Consider the following 18,456-nt stretch of genomic DNA (forward strand, 5'->3'; position numbering starts at 1 on the left):
ATTAAACACTTCCCCATGCCTTTACCCCTATACGCCAAAACCACTATCCGTTTGGCTTTTGGCACCGAATTTATGTTGGTACCTGCTAAAAATTACGTCATCCCTCGGTGCAGCCCTATATCAGGTCAATTCGGTCACACATAAGTATTATTTAAAAAAACAAAAATGCAGTAACGGCATTTCTTCAATATTTAGATTTGACAATTCTGTAGGTGTCACTCTATACTCTCAAACATTAAAAATCGCAGAAACGCCATTACAACTAATTTGAGGTAACAATAAAAACAATGAAAGTTAATTTGAAAAAAATTGCCTCTGTACAGATGGGACACTCTTTTAGGTCAAAGCTTGAGCCAGATGCTAGTGGAAATATCTCTGTTATCCAAATGAAGGACCTTACTGAAGGTAACCGACTAAATCCCCAAGAGCTAGTGCAGATCGCCATGCCGGACTTAAAGGATCATCACAGAGTTAAACATAACGATTTGGCGTTTCGCTCTAGAGGTCAAACCAATACGGCAGCATTGATTGACCAAGAGTTAAGCGATGCTGTTATCGCTGCGCCACTGTTGCGAATTCGAGTTGAAAGTGATTCGGTTATGCCAGCGTATTTATGCTGGTTTATTAATCAACCGACTTCACAAGCAGCATTACAAAGTAAGGCAACAGGAACATCGGTAAGAATGATTGGCAAACCTGCACTTGAGGATCTGGAGATAGTAGTCCCTAGTCTCGATGTGCAGAAAAAGATCATTGAGATTTACCAATTATCCATGAACGAGCAAAAGCTAATGAATGCATTAGCAGAGAAAAAGGAGGTGTTAACTAACGCAATATTAATAAATTTAGCAATGAATACCCAGTAATGACAGTTACTGGGTTTAGACGAACCAAAAGTGTGACAGCACTTTTAGTAGAACCACAATCCATATAGAACCAAAAAATTATGACAAAGAATACATCATCAAGCAAGGGCAATACCCGACATGTCGTACCACACCCTGACGGATGGGCGAATAAAAAAGGCGGTGCAGAACGCGCTTCAAGCGTACACAGCACCAAACGAGAGGCCGAAGCTGCGGCGCGCGAACAAAGCAAGCGCGAAGGCACTGAGCTGTTTGTTCATGCCAAAAATGGCCAGATACAACGCAAAGATAGCCATGGTAACGACCCAAAAGACATTAAAGGATAGTCGCCCTTATGAGTGATGAATACAAAAAGAAAATAGGGTTACCTGAATCGCATACCCTCAACACCGTGAGTAGTCAGTGGTCGCAACGAAAAGGCCAAGACACTGATACCTATGAATGTGAAGAGCTACACGAGCAAGGTGAAGTCATTGCACGGTACACCATAAAGGACAGTACATCGATTTACCCTCCATTTGGGCGCTCGATTACCTGGACTCAATCAGCCGTACTCGATTCTTAACCTTTTCACTTGCAGCTAGCGGGGCGCTATCGGTATAGCCTGCCCCGCTTTATAAACACTGACCAAATTTGAGCGCGAATTAATGAACAAGAGCATGAACGATAAAATTCAACAAAAAGACATCAACAATGCAGCATGGGCTGCATGCGATACGTTCCGTGGCGCGGTAGATCCTGCGCAATACAAAGACTACATCCTAGTAATGCTGTTCGTAAAATACATCTCCGATGTATGGAATGACCACTACGCAGAATATAAAAAACAGTACGGTGACGACGACGTTCGTATCAGACGTAAGCTTGAGCGCGAGCGTTTTGTACTACCAATGGTAGAACTCACAGAAGAAGTTGAAGACCCAGCAACCAAAGAGAAGAAAACCGTTGTTACCAACACCTTTTTGGCCAACTACTATTCATTGTTAGAGCGTAAAAACGAACCCAACATTGGTGAGCTAATCAACATTGTTTTAGAGCATATTGAAACCGCGAACAAAGCCAAGTTAGAAGGCGTGTTCCGTAACATCGACTTCAATAGCGAAGCCAACTTGGGTAAAACCAAAGACCGCAACCGTCGCTTAAAAACCTTGCTGGATGATTTCAACAAGCCTGCCCTCGACATGAGCCCATCGCGCGTGTCTGAAGATGTGATTGGTAACACCTACATCTACCTTATTGAGCGCTTTGGCTCCGATGCAGGTAAAAAAGCAGGTGAATTCTACACCCCCCATAAAGTCTCTGAGCTGGTTGCGCGCCTGTCTGCGCCAAAATCGGGGGCGCGTATTTGCGACCCAGCCTGTGGCTCAGCCGGGCTATTGATTGAAGCTGCACGCCAAGTGGGCGACCGCAATTACTCACTCTATGGTATGGAAGTCAACGGCAGCACTTGGGCGCTTGCGCGTATGAACATGTTCTTGCACGGCTCCGACTCTGCTCGTATCGAGTGGTGTAACACCCTCACCTCACCGGCGTTGGTGGAAAATGACAGACTGATGAAGTTTGATAACGTGGTTGCCAACCCACCGTTTTCACTCGACAAATGGGGTTCAGAAGACGTTGAATCCGACAGATACAACCGCTACTGGCGCGGGCTACCACCCAAATCAAAGGCCGACTTTGCCTTTATCAGCCACATGGTTGAAGCCGCCGTTGAAAAAGAAGGCCGCATTGCCGTAGTAGTCCCTCATGGTGTGCTGTTTAGAGGCGCAGCAGAAGGTCGCATTCGTCAAAAACTGATTGAAGAAAACTTACTGGATGCCGTGATCGGTTTACCTGGCAACTTATTCCCAAGTACAGGTATTCCAGTGGCAGTTCTGATATTTGACCGCTCACGTGAAAAAGGCGGCGCCAATGAACACCGCAAAGACGTGCTGTTTGTTGATGCCAGCAGCAAAGACCATTACCAAGCAGGGAAAAACCAAAACATCCTGCTGGATGAGCACTTAGACAAAATTGTTGCGGCGGTAACCGCCCGTGAAGAGGTAGAAAAATACGCCCATTTAGCCACCTTTGACGAGATCAAAGAAAACGACTTTAACCTGAATATCCCACGCTACGTCGATACCTTTGAAGAAGAGGTCGAAATCGACATTATGGCAGTACAGGCTGAGATCACCACCCTTGAAAGCGAACTTGCCAAGGTCCGTAGCAAAATGGCAGCGCTGTTAAAGGATATCGTGCCTAACGAGGCGCAAAACAATACAACGGAGGTGGCGGAATGAATCAAGAATTAATCATCCAACTGAACCAGAGCTTTAATCAGATTTCCCACACATGGGAGGGTTCAAAGATAGAGTATTGGTATGCTCGCGACCTTCAGAAAATGCTGGAATACAGCGATTGGCGTAACTTTATCAAGGTGATCGAAAAGGCCAAAGAAGCCTGTAGCAACAGTGGTGGCAAGGTCGAAAACCATTTCGTTGGCGTCAACGAAATGGTCACCATTGGCTCGGGTGCTGAACGCAAAATAGACGACATTATGCTCACCCGTTACGCCTGCTATCTGATCGCGCAGAACGGCGACCCTCGCAAAGACGCCATTGCCTTTGCGCAAACCTACTTTGCTTTGCAAACGCGCAAACAAGAGCTCATTGAAGAGCAGCTACGTCTACAAGATCGCATTCAAGCGCGAGAGAAGCTTCGAGAGTCAGAAACAGAGCTATCAAAGAACATTTACGAGCGTGGTGTTGACGATAAAGGCTTCGGCCGCATTCGTTCGCGCGGTGATGCAGCATTATTTGGCGGTAATACTACCCAAAGCATGAAGAACAAGCTCAGCGTACCCAAAAGCCGTGCTTTGGCTGACTTTTTGCCGACGGTGACCATTGCAGCCAAAAACTTAGCTACCGAAATCACCAATCACAACGTGCGTCAAAATGATCTGCAAGGTGAACGGTTGATTACTGATGAACACGTGCAAAACAACAAAAGCCTGCGCGACATGCTTGGTGAGCGCGGCATTAAACCAGAAGAGCTGCCGGCCGAAGAAGACCTAAAAAAGCTAGAGCGCCGAGTGAAATCCGATGAAAAACGCCTTATCAAAGCGGCGGAGCTACCCAAAGATGCCAAAGAGGAAAAATGATGTTAAACACAGCACACCATTTTTCCCAAGTGGGAAATAAGGTCGCACACCAACTCATGGGCAGTACTGAGCTTGCCGCTAACCTGTTCCGCGCCACGCAAACAGAAGAGAAGCTAAAGCGTGATCAGGTCAGCAATAAAGCCCATGCTAACCAAACTCATTATGAAGTGGGTGCCAAAGTGCGCGCCACTATTGAAGAGCTAGGCGGCACTATGCCAGAGGATTTGCCAACACCAGAAAAAGGCATTCCCCAGTTAGCGCGTGCGCAGAAGAAGTTGGAGGGCGATCAATGAGTAAATTAGATAAGTCCACTATCGCCTGGAAGAAAAAACGATTCGATGAAGTAGCGGTTATCGCAAATGGTCAAGTAGACCCAAGAATAGAGCCATATTGCCGAGAAATACACATTGGCCCAGAAAACATCGAAAGCCATACAGGAAGAATTATTAATCTACAGAAAGCCGAAGAACTGGGACTCATTTCTGGAAAATACGTATTTGATGAAAATTCTATTATTTACTCAAAAATTAGGCCCAACCTGAATAAATTATGCCAGCCGAGCTTTCGTGGTATTTGCAGTGCCGATATGTACCCAATATGGGCTAAAGAAGAGATTAATAAGAGTTATCTTTATTACTTTATGCAAAGCCCTGCATTTTACAATCAGGCTATTAAATCTTCGATGCGAACAGGTATACCTAAGATTAATAGACAAGACTTAAACCGCGTAAAAATCACTTATCCTGTTGATCATGCAATTCAAAACAGAATTGTAAACACTATATCAGTATGGGACAACGCCATCGAAAAAACGGAGGCGTTAATTGCGGCCAAGGAAAAGCAGTTTGAGTGGTTAACGCAGTCACTTATTAGTAAAAAATGTTCTGATTGGAAGCATTATCTTGCAAGAGAACTTTTCACTGGAGTTTCTTCTAAAGGACATCCAGAAGAAGAACTTTTGTCCGTTACTCAAGACCAAGGTGTCGTACCAAGGTCTATGTTAAGCGGCCGAGTAATGTCTCCAGCGGGCAGCACAGCGGGTTACAAGTTAGTTGAAAAGGGGAATTTTGTAATCAGTCTACGCTCATTTCAGGGTGGTCTTGAGTACTCTGATTACTGTGGAATTGTTAGTCCAGCTTACACAGTGCTCTCCTCGAAGAAGAAAATACATTCCGGCTTCTACCGACACTTTTTCAAGTCCTATATTTTTATTGAAAAGTACCTATCGGTTGCAGTTATTGGTATTCGTGACGGCAAACAAATTAGCTCTACAGATTTTGACACGATTAAAATTCCTTACCCTGATATGGATGAACAAGTAAAAATTGCGTCAAAACTTGACACTGCAAGGCAGGAAATTGATTTGCTGAAAGATATCCTTGAGAAGTACCGCTGCCAGAAACGCGGCCTGATGCAAAAGCTGCTTACTGGTGAGTGGCAAGTTGGTAGTTCTCAGCACCTCTCTGAGGAGACTTGTCAGGAGCTTTCTAGGGAGAACGTCGCATGAGCACACCTCCAGTCAATTACGCAGCAAACTCGGAGCCTTCGGGCTTTGCCTGCATGGATGCAGGTAAGGAGCGAGAGCAGGACGCGGCAAGCTTTGAGTTTAACGAAAAGTACTTGTCGCAAATTCCTGCCCTGCAACAGTTGATCAATTTGGGTTATCAGTACCTCACCCCTGAGCAGGCTTTGGCTGAACGGGGTGGGCGCAGTGCCAATGTGATTTTGGAAGGAGTGCTTCGCCAGCAGCTAAAAAAGATTAATCGCATTAACTATAAAGGTGGCGAGTATCTGTTTAGCGAGGAGAACATTCAAACCGCGATCCAAAAGCTCAAAAATATTAAGTTTGATGGTCTGCAAAAAACCAATGAGTCGATTTACGATTTAATCACCTTAGGCTCAGCTATGGAGCAAACCATTGAGGGGGACTCAAAAAGCTTTACCCTCAATTACATTGACTGGAAGACGCCGTCGAACAACAGCTTTCATGTAGTCGCTGAGTTCTCGGTTGAGCGCGCGCGCAGCACCGATACGGTGCGCCCCGATATCGTCCTGTTTGTAAATGGTATTCCCTTTAGCGTGATTGAATGTAAATCACCCAAAGTGGATGTAGAGCAAGCCGTATCGCAAAATATTCGTAACCAGGGCGATGACTATATTCCGCGCCTGTTTACCTATGTGCAGCAAGTGTTGGCGGTGAATAAAAACGCCGCCCAATACGCGACAGCAGGCACACCTAAGAAGTTTTGGAGTATTTGGAAAGAGCCAGGGAAGGAACAGGAAGACAAACCTGCCGATGTCGATAAAGGCATAAATACCACTTTAGCCAAAGACACTAAAGCACAGCTATTCAGTGGCGAGTTTGCGGCCGCACGGCCATTTTTTGATGCACTAGAGGCTGAAGGTAAACGCCTGGTGACGGAACAAGACAATGCCATTCACAGCCTGTGCCGCCCAGAGCGTTTATTAGATTTGGTGTATCGCTTTACCCTGTTTGATGGTGGCATTAAGAAAGTAGCGCGCTATCAACAATATTTTGTGATTAAAGCGACCATCGCCCGAATTAAACGCCTAACCAATAAAGGCAATGGCTCAAAAGAAAACCGCCAAGGTGGTGTTATTTGGCATACCCAAGGCTCGGGTAAATCGTTGACTATGGTGATGCTCACCCGCGCTATGGCGCTTGAGCCACAGCTTATCAATCCAAGAATCATTTTGGTTACCGACCGGGATGATCTTGATAAACAACTGGGTAATACCTTTGCAGCCTGTGGTTTAAGCCGCGAGCGAGCCACGTCTGGCCGAAACTTAGTTAAGCACCTGAAAAATAAAGTGGGTTTGATCACCACACTGATCCACAAATTTGACAAAGGCTGGGTGGCCGAGAAGTTTGTGGATGAGTCGCACGATATTTTTGTATTGGTCGATGAAAGCCACCGCACCAACTTTGGCTCATTGGCGGCCCGAATGCGCCAAATGCTGCCTAATGCCTGTTTTCTTGGCTTTACCGGTACACCACTGCTGAAAAAAGAAAAAAATAACTTTACCAAGTTTGGTGGCCTGATTGAGCCGCACTACACCATTAAACAAGCGGTTGCCGACGAAGCGGTATTGCCACTGCTGTACGAAGGCCGACACGTTGAGATGGAGCAGAATCAGTCGGCTATCGATCTCTGGTTTGAGCGTCACACCGCCGATTTAAGCAAAGAGCAAAAGGCCGACCTTAAAAAGAAATACGCCCGCGCTGAAATGCTAAACAAAGCTGATCAAGTGATATATATGCGCGCCTTTGATATCAGCGAGCATTTTCGTGCGAACTGGCAAGGCACCGGCTTTAAGGCTCAGTTGGTTGCCCCGGGTAAACAGGCCGCGTTAAAGTACCAACAGTTTTTGCAAGAGATTGGCATCGTCTCCACTGAAGTGGTGATTTCTGGCCCAGATACCCGTGAAGGCCATGACGAAGTGGACGAAGGGCCAACCGATGAGGTGGGTAAATTCTGGGACAAAATGATGAAGCGCTTTGGCTCTGAAGAAGAGTACACCAAGCAAATCATCAACCAGTTTAAGCATGGTGATGACCCTGAAATACTCATTGTGGTGGATAAGCTATTAACCGGTTTTGATGCACCGCGCAACACCGTGCTGTATCTATGCCGAACCCTGCGAGAGCACACGCTGTTACAGGCTATCGCTCGGGTTAACCGTCTGTACGAAGGCAAAGAATTTGGCTATATCATCGACTATGCCAGCGTATTAGGCGAGTTGGATAAAGCCCTAACCATGTATGAAGCCTTTGAAGGGTTTGACGAAGATGACTTAGCAGGCACACTCACCTCCATCAATGAAGAAGTGTTTAAGCTGCCACAGCGTTACTCTGACTTATGGGATTTGTTTAAAGCCGTTAAAAACTCAAAAGACGAAGAAGCCTATGAAGTGTTGTTGGCCGATGACGAGTTACGTGAAGAGTTTTACGAGCGTTTATCGGCATACAGTAAATCTTTAGCCATCGCTTTATCGTCTGAGCAGTTCATCATGAGCTCTGATGAGAAGAAGCTACAAACCTATAAAAACGATTTAAAACGTTTTCAGAACTTAAAGGCAGCGGTTAAGTTGCGTTACGCCGAGGCGATTGATTATCGCGACTACGAGCCGAAAATTAAAAAGCTGCTGGATACCCATATTCAGGCCAATGAAGTGACTCAGCTTAACGAGCCCGTGAATATGTTTGATGAAAAAATGTTTACCGCCGTGAAAGAAGAGCAAGGGGTTTATCAAACCAAAACTACGGCGTCGAAGGCAGACACCATCGCCCACGCCACGAAGCGCAGCATTTCGGAGAATATGGACGAAGACCCTGCGTTTTATGAGAAGTTTTCGAAGCTTATCCAAGCCGCTATTGATGACTTTAGGGCTAAGCGCATCTCAGACTTAGAATACCTCAACCGAGTGATTGATATTCGTAACAAAGTGGCCACGAAGCAGCATGATGATATGCCTGATTGCATTCGTGAAAACGACGAAGCGTGTGCCTACTTTGGCCTGATTAAACCGCAGTTTCAACAAGTGGCAACACTCAACGAGTTAGATGATGCTCAACTTGATGTCATTGCGGCACAAACATCCTTAGCGATACAAAAGATCATTGATGCTCATTGGAAGGTCGATTTTTGGGACGATGCCGACGTTCAAAAAACGACGATGAATGATATTGACGATTTTCTTTATGACGAAGTCAAAGAGCAGTACGGCGTGACGCTGAGCTTAGAGCAAATGGACGAAATCATTGAGAAAACCATGCAGGTTGCCAAATCAAGAATAAGGCACCGGAGGCATTCTTGATGTCGTCAACCATCAAGCAGGCCGAGATACCAACAGCAAGCGCTGAAAAGCTAGCGGTTGTATACGGAGGGGGAGAAATCCCCTTCCAGCTGGCTTTTTCTAAACGCAAGTCGCTGGAAATATCAGTTCACCCTGATAAATCAGTTTTTGTGAAAGCCCCTGAAGGCACCGACCGTGAGGCCATTGAAGCTAAGGTGAAGAAGCGTGCTCGGTGGATCAAGCGTCAAATTCGCTACTTTGACCAGTTTGACCCAAGAACCCCTTCTCGCAAATACGTAAGTGGTGAAAGCCATTTGTATCTCGGTAAGAAGTATCGGCTAAAAATTGCAGTAGGCACTGACAACGGTGTAGCGCTGAAAGCGGGCTTTTTTTGGGTAACGTCTGCCAATGGTAAACCAGACCATGTGGAGTCACTACTGAGTGATTGGTATCGAGAAAAGGCCGATTTTCATTTAAATAAGGTGTTTTCGGATTGTTGGGAGAAGTTCAAACATTCAGATGACAACAAGCCAACCATTAAAATAATGCAACTCAAAAAGCGCTGGGGCAGCCTATCGAAAAACGGAACGCTGACCTTAAACCGCGACTTAATTAAGGCACCGAAAGAGTGTATTGAGTACGTGATCATTCATGAACTGTGTCACCTAGAGCACCACAACCACGGTCCAGAGTTTTATCGCTTACTCGAACGCTCTCTACCAGATTGGGTGAAGCGAAAACATAAACTGGAAATGGCACTGATATAGTCATCACGCTGTATCGAATAGCTAAATACACAACCAGTACACTAGCAGTCTTGTCCGCCTTAGCCTTTAATCCTCGCCCAGTCCTTATGTTTACTGCCGGTACACTGCAAGGCGACAAGCCCACACAGGATTTATCGCCTTTTTAGTCATCTAAGATGTTGCCTTTCACGCCCTGTCTATTTCAAAAGAAGTACGTGGTCGGGTGTTGTCGGGCAGGCTGACTTTACGCTGTGGTAGGTTGCCATCGGGGATTAGGTAGCCTGCGGCCATCAGTGCTTTAGCGGCGCGATCTGGGCTTAGACCTTCGGTGGCTTCACGCCAGCCGGTTGGGTCAAACAGGTAGAGGGTTTGTAGGCCTGTAGTGTTATGTTCAGGATGAACGGTATGCCGCGAGTGCAGGAATGCACCGGAGCGGTCTATCCAGCCTGCTCGTTGACGTACTTGGCAGCTGTAACCGGTTTGTTTGGGCGTAAAACGGCTTTCACCATGTTGTTCAATAAAACTGCGTACCTGACGAATGGCTTGTTGGTCTTCATTGGCGGCCACACCACCGCGAGCGAGTATCCATTGGTTAAGCTGGCTAAAAAACGTTGCCGTACGTTTTGGAAAACGGGTCGCACCTGCGCGCTGTGCTGCGTTAAATACCGTCAAAGCCAAGCTGCCGTAATGTTGGCGCGTTGTTATTCATCTCACTGGCAGGTAATTGGTTTGATGCTGATGGTTTATCCACGGCCATAAGCAGCACCGATACGGCGGGTTTCAATCCACTGGTCGATATCGCTTTCTAACCAGCCCACGGCACGCGCTCCAATACGAATAGATCGCGGAAATTCACCGCTAGCCTCTCTCTTTTGTATAAACAGGAGCATAAATGGTACTGCGGCCAAAGCCTGTTTTTGCCTTTACCTCGGGCAAACGCAAAATCCGCTGCTGACACGCTGGGTATACCGAGTTTGTGGGTGATTGTGTAGTTAGGTTCATCGTTTGCTTCCTCACTGATCTGTTAAGTTCAGTTAGGAGTTTGCCCCCACTAGTATTAAAGAGTTAAACGGACGCAGTAGGCAGATAAACGCCAAGATCGTGCAGCTTTCTGAGGGTATTGCTATCAAACTGCCCCAAAAGCCCAAGGGGTAAGTGGTGTGTTACAACACACGGAGTGTGAGGCAAACAACAAAAGTGAAACTATAACTTCTCCATATACCGAAAATTGAAAATATAGTTTCACTATGAATACCATCAAATCAACAGAAAAACGCACAGCCGTCATTTTTCCAAAGCACAAAAAGGTGTTAAGCATCTTGGGCGAGAACTTAACTCTGGCAATGAAGCGCCGCGGCATTACCCAAGAAATGCTGCACGAAAGAACTGGTCTGTCTAAACCAACGCTACGAAAAATTCTAAAAGGCGATCCTTCCGTTTCGCTTGGTCACTATGTCAATGTATTAGCCTCTTTAGATCTCGTGGAAGACCTAGCGAAAGTCGCCTTTGATGACGAGCTGGGAAGAAAGCTGCAAGACATCCAATTGCTGAACAAAAAATAAGAGTGTCGCATTATGGAAATCTACGTTTATGCTGATTGGACTGAGTCAACCGACCCTATATTAGTTGGTACATTACGATCGTCAGAAATTAGAGGCAAAGAACATTTCAGCTTTAGTTATGACAAGACATGGCTTACTTCCGATTATGTTCGCCAGATTGACCCTTCTTTAAAACTATTCGTTGGCGAGCAACATGCACAGGGCAATCAAAATTTCAAAACATTTCTCGACTCATGTCCTGATCGTTGGGGTCGATTGTTAATGCAACGCAGAGAAGCGGTGGTTGCTAGACAAGAAAAGCGGCGAGCAAAAAACCTATACGAGACGGATTACTTATTAGGTGTTCACGATTCATTTCGCATGGGAGCGCTGCGCTTTTGTGCATCGCCAATGGGTCCATTTTTAGACGACAGCCATGAGCTGGCAGCACCCACAATAACCAGCTTACCCGAGCTACAACATGCCGCCAACAAAATCGAAGAAACTCCGGATTTAGGTAATCCAGATTATCTGAAATGGCTGAGTCAAAAGTTGAAGCCATTGGCAGACATAATATTTTTTTAACAAAAAGGTTCGACCGTACCGAAACAGGGAAGCGGCTACACTTCAGCTCTGCGATGACTCAACTGGAGTACTTTGATGGCTAGGATGAAGGGGCAAGTTACTTAGAGCTGGCTGAGTTTCTGATCCAACACGGCTCGAATACTCAGGCAGATCTTGAACAACTTTGGACCAGAATACTGTTTAATATCATGGTATCTAATTGTGATGATCATCTTAGAAATCATGGATTCATTCTGGAATCGACTGGTTGGCGGCTACCTCCTGCCTACGATATCAATCCTATGTTATACGCCACTGGTCTACACCTTAATATTGATGACGTAAGCAATGCGCTTTCGATTGACTTAGCATTTGACGTTGCAGAGTATTTTCACGTTACTGAAAGTAAAGCCAATACCATCCACCAAAGATTGTTAACAGCCGTTTCACAATGGGAAAGCCTTGCCCAACAAGCAGGCATTAGCAAAGAAGAAAGGGAGCTATTGAGGGACTGCTTTATACTCGACTAGAACGCCATTACACTTTTATGCGAATAAAGATGTAAAAACCTGCACTTTCCTGCGCGTAAAAGTGTAAAAAGCAAGTTGAGTACTCGTCTATGCGTTTTACCGAACGGCGAAATTCAGCAGTTATAGGTCTACACAAAGTGACTTCACAGGCAACAATTTGTAGACCTTGATGCCTGATATTCGATCAACGCATGAGCAAAAAAGGGAAACATTACAATTTAATCATTACTGCAATAGCCAGAGAAATGGCGGCTTACATTTGGGCTATCGCAAAAGAAGTGGTACTCACACCTGTTAATCCAAAATTGAGACTAAGTAGAGTACCTGCATGATAAACGAGTTTGAGCTAACGCATTCGGTTCAGGCCGCGGAATGTGGCACAACCTACGAGGGCGTTATGATGGCAACCACTTAACCGTGATTGACCCACGAGCATAGACTGATGAGAATTACTGAGCAATCACCGGACCACGGCGGATTGAGTAAGGTCAGCTCTGCTTATTCTTTGAGTAAGTAACCTACGACATTACTGCCTCATTCGATGCGTTAGCTCATTTATTTTGAGTGAGAAAAAAGACTGATTATGGACTGATAGAGCGTCAGGGATACACTCGTTTAGGCTTGACAAAGGGAGTCATACCAACGCTCAAAACAGCGGCGCGATTACGCGTCCGCCTGATTTTGCTTGTTATGTGTTGAACAATGATATGCAGAAATTTCTTTAAGTCGCTTTTCCGAGTTTTCCTCTAAGAAAGCATTTTTCAATATGCCAAAAGGAATGTTGTGCTCATTTGCATATTCTCTTAAGCCGTTAAATAAGCTTTTCTCACTGCAATCGTGAAACTCAAAAATTATGATTCTATCGTCGACGGTTTCTATTTTGAGGACATATTGAACTTCGAAACCTGTATCTAATATCGCAGTTTTTGTACCAGAAACAATCTCCATGCTTGGGTCAAAGATCGAGTTAATTTGTTTGGATAAAATGTCTTCAGCTTCATTCGTGTTTCCTAACCTACAATAAAGGAGTGCAACATCTCGATATATAGAGCCCTCTCCTCGATACTCTATAGCTTTCATATAATACTCTAAAGATTTTTGATCTTCTCCATAGTCTTTGAGCAGCCTTGCATAATTAACCCATAAATAATAACAACCTTCAGAGGAGTTTTTTATACCCCTAGAGTATGCTTTAAAAGCTTGGTCGTGCATTCCCATAGCTTGATATAGTAAAGCCATATTATTATATGCATCAGCTAGCGATGCATCTTTTAATATTGCACTTTCATATGCTGAGATTGACTCTTCAAACCTATTAGTTGCAGTCAGAAGCAAAGCATAATTAAACATAGCTTTCGCGTCGATAGAGGAAGACTTAACTAATGATGAAAAGATTAATTCTGACTCTTCATACTCTCCTGCTCGATAAAGAGTAAGAGCATAATTGTTTTTTGTTTCAATACAATCGTGTAACTTGAGAGATTTTCTAAAAAGAGGAAGTGATTTTTCAAAATCATCGAAATTAGCGAAGCAAGTGGCAGAGAGTGCATACTCAGAGAAACCGATCGCATCAAGTTGCAGTAATTTTCTGATGTAAGTGAGCGATTCTTTGTCATTGTTCTGACTATGGGCTAATGCACAGTTTGAGATAATATCTTTAGAGTCATAAAATATTTCAGCCAAAGGTTTAATCAGAGTGCACGATTCATCAAATAATTCATTTTCATATGCGGAATAAAAATCTTTCAATCTCTTTATTAGAGGCTGAGCTATCGAGCCATAATCATTCCCTAGTGACGCAAGGATCGGCTCAAATTCTACAAAACTAGTTTCTTGAATTATTTTTATTGCATATTCACGGCAGAAATTCACTAAGCTCGATATTGATGAAGCATTATAAATACTATTTTTATTTATATGAATTTGAGTACTTTTAGCCTTGTCTACTCTTTCCCAATATAGTTCAGAGCTAGATTTATCATATAATATCAATACTACTGGTCGACCATATTTCGACCAATAGTCAAGGTTTTGTTCTGTAACCGATAGTGTGAAATTTCCGTCTGCAAGTGTTTTGGCATCAGTACGAGACTTAACTTGAATTCCAACAAAAGGAGTTTTACCGTCTATGGTGAACGATTTGCATACCTCTACTTCTGCATCAATGCCTTTATCATGAGTATCAGTTTCTCTAACCAAAACATTAAATTGAGCAGATTTAAAGCCGAAATACTTAACTCCTTCTTGTTCGATTGCCCTTTTGTAGTCACTCATTTATTTGCTTCAATCCATAAGTAAAAAAAATTTGGTGTTGTCTTGCTACAACTTAATACACATAACGCCGCTATTATCGGCGAATTGTAGTTGATTGGATTTTTATGCTACCCAACATAAAAACCAAGCGACGGAAATGAAGTCCGGTAGATAGCTTTGTTAAGTGATTTCCGTCACTTTGTTAAGAACTTCTTTAGCTTCTGGTTCAAACCCTTCTTTTTTCAATACTTCAGCTAGAACCAGCAAATAGTCTTTTTCACTTATATGAAATTCATATCCGTCAGGTTTACCCCAAAAACCATAAACTTCTAAACAACCCTTTGGTATATAATTACCTTCAACTTCACGATCATAATCATCCAAATCATGCTCGTAGGTAACCCCAAAACCTCCATCTGAATTCCCATATCCATGCCTTTTAACAGCAAACTTACTTAATTCAGGTAACTTGCTCCATAAGCTAATTTCCTCAATGACTTTGTCCTTTTCATCTGTACTAAGCATGATTTTCACTTAACGCCCAATTAAGTGGTGAACAACGCACTGACCAAGCCACCGCATTACACCGTAAAACACTTTACTCAACGCATAGTAAAACTGCCACGCGTTGAGAATCCACTTGAATTGCTTGTTAGTTTGCGTGCCAAAGTGACACAACGATTGCTAATTGCACATTTTAAGACCATAATATCCATGTGACATTTTGTCACAACAGGAGATAACATTATGGCTACTACTTTGCCTCGCATCACCGCTAGAGTTGATGTCGATACACAAGATTTACTCACTAAAGCTGCCGCTATCGCTGGTATGTCTAGTATTAACTCATTTGTTCTAAGCGCTGCAATTGAAAAGGCGAAACAAGTCATCGAACGTGAGCAAGCCTTAAAACTGAGCCAAGCCGATGCGATGTTGCTGATGGACGCATTAGACCGCCCAACAACACAGAACTCAAAACTAAGAGCGGCCTCTGAACGATACGAGAGCAAGTCTCAGTGATGAATGCGGTACTTTTAGATAAAGTAAAACACGATAGAAACCGATTCAACTGTGGTATCGAAGTTCTCAATAATTACTTAAAAGTAATGGCGAGTCAGCAAGCAAAGAAAGACAACACCAGAACGTTTGTTCTGGAAGATGATAACGACAGCTCACATATCATCGGCTTTTACACGCTAACAATGACACCAATTGACTTAAAGGCATTGCCCGATAAATTACAAAAAAAGCACCAATCATCTACCTCTGGTGGCCTAATTGCCCGTCTTGCTGTCGATGACAGATACAAAGGGAAAGGCTTTGGTGAGTGGCTGCTCATCGATGCACTCAGAAAGCTATTAGCTGCTAGTGATAGCGTTGCATTTCCAGTTGTTATCGTTGATGCCAAAGACGGTGCAAAATATTTTTATGAACGCTATGGCTTTCAGGCATTTCAAGACGCTGAAAACAAACTCTTCATCACCATCGCGGATGTAAGAGCAAGCTTAGGCTAGTTAACCGCTAGCCTGTAGCAAACTAACGTCCGGCTCACCGAGCAAATTTTTGTGGCGGCTTTTTTAGAACAAAAAAGGTGACGCCCAAATTTGTCCGGTGGAGCCGTTTGTTAGCTCTTTTTCCAGAACTTCCATTTGGAACTACCGTTTTCCAACACAGACTTTCTGTTTAGTTTAATACGATGGTAAATACCTTTTTTCTGAAGCAATTCGTGTATATGGTTACGACCTTCTGCTCGTTTCTCGGCCACGTAATCTAGCTCATCGGGAGTCAGAATTTGAACCGTAACTAGAGTAATTTCTTCTGCTGGGAAATTTATGCTTTTGGGCATATCTGGGCTTTCGACACCAAGAATTACGCCTACCATACCATCTTTATTTTGAAACTCTTCAAGGCCGCAATCTTCTGCGTATAGCTCCATAGTAACGACACCATGAGATGCAACAAAATCCGCTATTTGGCCATTATGGGCTGCTTGTTGAGATATTGCGTAAACTAGCTTAAACAGCCAAGTGTTAGATATGTCAGCTTCAAGTTTCTCAGCCGTTTCCGCAATGACCTCTAACCTGAAACCATTATTAGGCTCAGCCATATCTTCGAAGGGATCAGACAGCCCATTGCTAGCAACCTTTATACTATTATTAGTTCGAATGATGCTAAATGCCTGACGAAGAGAAGGCCACTGAGGCCCCCCCATAAACGCTGGATTGATTATGTGCCCGATAACATCAGGGTCAACATTGCCTAATGAGCTAAACAAAGTGTCACGAGCTTCATTAGTTTGATCATAAATTTCAGTGCTCATAGTCATCCTTTTTTTGAGCTAACGCCTTGCTCAGTTGCGTTTTGGTTGTAGTGGATATTTGTGCAACAATGGCCGCAGGCCATGCACAAATAGGAGCGAAGACCAAGACGTCGACTGGAGCTGTTTGTTAAGTGTTTGCAGCCACATACCGTTGTACCGTTTTATTATCAATAGATAACTCTGACACAAGCACACCACCATTTGAAATAATAGCGTTTGCAGAAGCAATATTCTCTTTGTAGCAGTGTATATGAACCGAATTTACACCCATAGCATTTAATTTCTTGATCGATAAATTCATGAGCTTACTCCCCAATCCCTTACCACGATAAGAAGGTCGAATACCTAAACCAATGTGTCCCCCGCAATGCTCTATTTCTGGACTAAGGTAATGTCGTACATTAGTTACACCTATAAGCTCCCCCGATTCTACTAGCCATAAAGTTGTGCTCGGAACGTATCCTGGGGGAATATTTACCCCATTCGCAAAATTGTCTATTTTTTCCAACAATGCATCAAAGTCTGAACAATCAAAATCCATTGGAAACGGATAACGCTCCTCCGCACCTAGCTCCTCAATATATTCAATGTAACTATTTTTATAGTCAATTGAAGGAAGTATTAAATCCATTTGGTCTCCGTGCTCTTGACACTTAACGCCTCACGTAATAGGCGCTAGCTTGCGAGCGTCCTAATTGACGCGTTTGTTAGCTGCCTATGGCTGTGTGTCATAGCTCAACACCCCTTCTGGTATTTTTAACCATTCTTGCTTTTCACAAACCCAAACGTGAATGGTTGGGTTGATATCACTTGTATCTGAAAGCGTGGATGGCTTCAACATTAGGTGTTGAGGGTTATTTGGATTGTAATGGTATATGTGGTTAGCGCACACCGGGCAGAACTTAGCTGAGCTTGTATTGCCACTAGCAGCAACCCTACTCCACTCATTCATTTCACCACTTATGTCAATGGCGTCTGAATCTATCATTGCCGTAATGCTAAAGGCGCTCGTCGAGAGCTTTTGACATTGCTTGCAGTGACACGCAGCTACAGCAATCGGAGGTTTAGAGAGCTTGTAGGTGACTTGTCCGCATTGGCATGAGCCAGTAATTGGGTATTTCATTCGTAATAAACCTCTATCTCATGTACAGCTAGACACAATGACTCCCTATGAAATGCTAGTCTCCGCATTTTCGTGGGTTAGCTAAAAGCCAGTGCCATAATTAGTTTGTTCAATACTAAATCAATTTGGAGGCTAGCATGAACAAACATAGCATGATTTTTATCGGACTGGATACGCACAAAGAATTTCATGAGGTCGCGTATTGTGAAGAGCATCGCGGAGCAACGCCTGTGCACTATGGGCGAATTCCATCATCTAAGCTCAGTGTTAAAAAGCTGCTTCGTCAATTTGAGTCCAAATATCCTAACGCCACACTTCACTTTGTTTATGAAGCTGGGCCTTGCGGATATTATTCGTATCATCCCTGATACTCACCTTCGGCCAGCTAAAGCTGTTCAAATTGGCTCCCGGCCAATTTGTGGATTTATCGCCTGATCACCAGCCTTGGTCACTGTTGTTATGTGGTTGCCCCCTCTCTTATCCCTAAAAAGCCCGGCGAACATATTAAAACCGACCGTCGAGATGCGTTGAAGCTGGTGAAGTTATTAAAGTC

The 18,456-nt window shown here is 44.0% G+C and carries 21 protein-coding genes and 3 pseudogenes; 16 read left to right on the forward strand and 8 right to left on the reverse strand.

The genetic code is table 11. The features are described 5' to 3' along the window. The first annotated feature begins 287 nt into the window (after positions 1-287). The 9 genes from HJG39_RS05425 to HJG39_RS05465 all read left to right on the forward strand — a co-directional run bounded on the left by HJG39_RS05425 (position 288) and on the right by HJG39_RS05465 (position 9,593). Positions 288-866 (forward strand): restriction endonuclease subunit S, encoded by a 579-nt coding sequence (locus tag HJG39_RS05425; protein WP_268407533.1) that lies wholly within the window; start codon positions 288-290, stop codon positions 864-866. Positions 867-946: 80 nt separating this feature from the next. Beyond that, a complete protein-coding gene (locus tag HJG39_RS05430; RefSeq protein ID WP_268407534.1) occupies positions 947-1,192 on the forward strand; it encodes a DUF2188 domain-containing protein in 246 nt (81 codons plus the stop codon). Between the two features lie 8 nt (positions 1,193-1,200). Continuing rightward, positions 1,201-1,431, forward strand: a complete 231-nt coding sequence (locus HJG39_RS05435) for a hypothetical protein (protein ID WP_268407535.1) — start codon at positions 1,201-1,203, stop codon at positions 1,429-1,431. A gap of 94 nt (positions 1,432-1,525) precedes the next feature. Then, positions 1,526-3,148 carry a type I restriction-modification system subunit M gene (locus HJG39_RS05440; RefSeq protein WP_268407536.1) on the forward strand — a complete coding sequence of 541 codons (1,623 nt, stop codon included), beginning with the start codon at positions 1,526-1,528 and terminating at the stop codon, positions 3,146-3,148. Next, positions 3,145-4,008, forward strand: coding sequence for a DNA damage-inducible protein D (dinD, locus tag HJG39_RS05445; protein WP_268407537.1), 864 nt, complete (start codon positions 3,145-3,147; stop codon positions 4,006-4,008). The genes HJG39_RS05440 and dinD overlap by 4 nt, the downstream gene beginning before the upstream one ends. Beyond that, positions 4,005-4,301, forward strand: coding sequence for a DNA-damage-inducible protein D (locus HJG39_RS05450; protein ID WP_268407538.1), 297 nt, complete (start codon positions 4,005-4,007; stop codon positions 4,299-4,301). The genes dinD and HJG39_RS05450 overlap by 4 nt, the downstream gene beginning before the upstream one ends. Continuing rightward, complete coding sequence (locus HJG39_RS05455; RefSeq protein ID WP_268407539.1) at positions 4,298-5,515, forward strand: restriction endonuclease subunit S; 1,218 nt, start codon at positions 4,298-4,300, stop codon at positions 5,513-5,515. Before HJG39_RS05450 ends, HJG39_RS05455 begins: the two co-directional genes overlap by 4 nt. Continuing rightward, on the forward strand, positions 5,512-8,847 hold the full coding sequence (locus HJG39_RS05460; RefSeq protein WP_268407540.1) for a type I restriction endonuclease subunit R: 3,336 nt from the start codon (positions 5,512-5,514) through the stop codon (positions 8,845-8,847). The genes HJG39_RS05455 and HJG39_RS05460 overlap by 4 nt, the downstream gene beginning before the upstream one ends. Next, entirely contained in the window at positions 8,847-9,593 is a 747-nt protein-coding gene (locus HJG39_RS05465; RefSeq protein WP_268407542.1) for a M48 family metallopeptidase, read from the forward strand. The genes HJG39_RS05460 and HJG39_RS05465 overlap by 1 nt, the downstream gene beginning before the upstream one ends. Positions 9,594-9,758: 165 nt before the next feature. Here the strand turns inward: HJG39_RS05465 and HJG39_RS05470 are convergent. From HJG39_RS05470 to HJG39_RS19410, 3 genes and pseudogenes are all read right to left on the reverse strand, one after another. Next, positions 9,759-10,271: pseudogene (locus HJG39_RS05470) on the reverse strand (hypothetical protein); the annotation flags it as partial. A gap of 44 nt (positions 10,272-10,315) precedes the next feature. Beyond that, positions 10,316-10,462, reverse strand: a complete 147-nt coding sequence (locus tag HJG39_RS19405) for a helix-turn-helix transcriptional regulator (RefSeq protein ID WP_442781004.1) — start codon at positions 10,460-10,462, stop codon at positions 10,316-10,318. After that, positions 10,431-10,574, reverse strand: coding sequence for an AlpA family phage regulatory protein (locus HJG39_RS19410; RefSeq protein WP_442781000.1), 144 nt, complete (start codon positions 10,572-10,574; stop codon positions 10,431-10,433). The genes HJG39_RS19405 and HJG39_RS19410 overlap by 32 nt, the downstream gene beginning before the upstream one ends. 245 nt (positions 10,575-10,819) lie before the next feature. Between HJG39_RS19410 and HJG39_RS05480 the strand changes: the two genes are divergently transcribed. The 4 genes and pseudogenes from HJG39_RS05480 to HJG39_RS05495 form a co-directional block, all read left to right on the forward strand. Continuing rightward, positions 10,820-11,134: a helix-turn-helix domain-containing protein gene (locus HJG39_RS05480; protein WP_268407546.1), complete on the forward strand. Its 315-nt coding sequence runs from the start codon at positions 10,820-10,822 to the stop codon at positions 11,132-11,134. A 12-nt stretch (positions 11,135-11,146) separates the two neighbouring features. Next, positions 11,147-11,698 (forward strand): HipA N-terminal domain-containing protein, encoded by a 552-nt coding sequence (locus HJG39_RS05485; RefSeq protein ID WP_268407548.1) that lies wholly within the window; start codon positions 11,147-11,149, stop codon positions 11,696-11,698. 122 nt (positions 11,699-11,820) lie between these two features. Continuing rightward, positions 11,821-12,207, forward strand: a complete 387-nt coding sequence (locus tag HJG39_RS05490) for a HipA domain-containing protein (protein ID WP_268407589.1) — start codon at positions 11,821-11,823, stop codon at positions 12,205-12,207. 185 nt (positions 12,208-12,392) lie between these two features. Beyond that, positions 12,393-12,539 (forward strand): annotated as a pseudogene (locus tag HJG39_RS05495) (IS110 family transposase); the annotation flags it as partial. Between the two features lie 331 nt (positions 12,540-12,870). Here HJG39_RS05495 and HJG39_RS05500 read toward each other — a convergent pair. Both HJG39_RS05500 and HJG39_RS05505 read right to left on the reverse strand, forming a co-directional pair. Further along, the gene (locus tag HJG39_RS05500) at positions 12,871-14,481 is read right to left on the reverse strand and encodes a DUF4365 domain-containing protein (protein WP_268407550.1); all 1,611 of its coding nucleotides are present in this window, start codon (positions 14,479-14,481) and stop codon (positions 12,871-12,873) included. Positions 14,482-14,640: 159 nt separating this feature from the next. Then, a complete protein-coding gene (locus HJG39_RS05505) occupies positions 14,641-14,985 on the reverse strand; it encodes a hypothetical protein (protein ID WP_268407552.1) in 345 nt (114 codons plus the stop codon). 222 nt (positions 14,986-15,207) lie between these two features. Here HJG39_RS05505 and HJG39_RS05510 point away from each other — a divergent pair, with 222 nt between their 5' ends. Next, entirely contained in the window at positions 15,208-15,480 is a 273-nt protein-coding gene (locus HJG39_RS05510) for a type II toxin-antitoxin system TacA family antitoxin (RefSeq protein WP_268407554.1), read from the forward strand. Beyond that, on the forward strand, positions 15,477-15,974 hold the full coding sequence (locus HJG39_RS05515) for a GNAT family N-acetyltransferase (RefSeq protein ID WP_268407556.1): 498 nt from the start codon (positions 15,477-15,479) through the stop codon (positions 15,972-15,974). The genes HJG39_RS05510 and HJG39_RS05515 overlap by 4 nt, the downstream gene beginning before the upstream one ends. Positions 15,975-16,084: 110 nt before the next feature. On the opposite strand, the gene HJG39_RS05520 is transcribed toward HJG39_RS05515, so the two are convergent. From HJG39_RS05520 to HJG39_RS05530, 3 genes are all read right to left on the reverse strand, one after another. Continuing rightward, entirely contained in the window at positions 16,085-16,780 is a 696-nt protein-coding gene (locus HJG39_RS05520; protein ID WP_268407558.1) for a suppressor of fused domain protein, read from the reverse strand. A gap of 127 nt (positions 16,781-16,907) precedes the next feature. Then, on the reverse strand, positions 16,908-17,411 hold the full coding sequence (locus HJG39_RS05525) for a GNAT family N-acetyltransferase (RefSeq protein ID WP_268407560.1): 504 nt from the start codon (positions 17,409-17,411) through the stop codon (positions 16,908-16,910). A gap of 84 nt (positions 17,412-17,495) precedes the next feature. Next, the gene (locus tag HJG39_RS05530) at positions 17,496-17,903 is read right to left on the reverse strand and encodes a GFA family protein (RefSeq protein ID WP_268407562.1); all 408 of its coding nucleotides are present in this window, start codon (positions 17,901-17,903) and stop codon (positions 17,496-17,498) included. Positions 17,904-18,040: 137 nt separating this feature from the next. On the opposite strand from HJG39_RS05530, the pseudogene HJG39_RS05535 reads away from it, so the two are divergent. Continuing rightward, a pseudogene (locus tag HJG39_RS05535) lies at positions 18,041-18,456 on the forward strand (hypothetical protein); the annotation flags it as partial.

It is taken from the genome of Alteromonas sp. a30, from assembly GCF_026788005.1.
Taxonomy (GTDB): domain Bacteria; phylum Pseudomonadota; class Gammaproteobacteria; order Enterobacterales; family Alteromonadaceae; genus Paraneptunicella.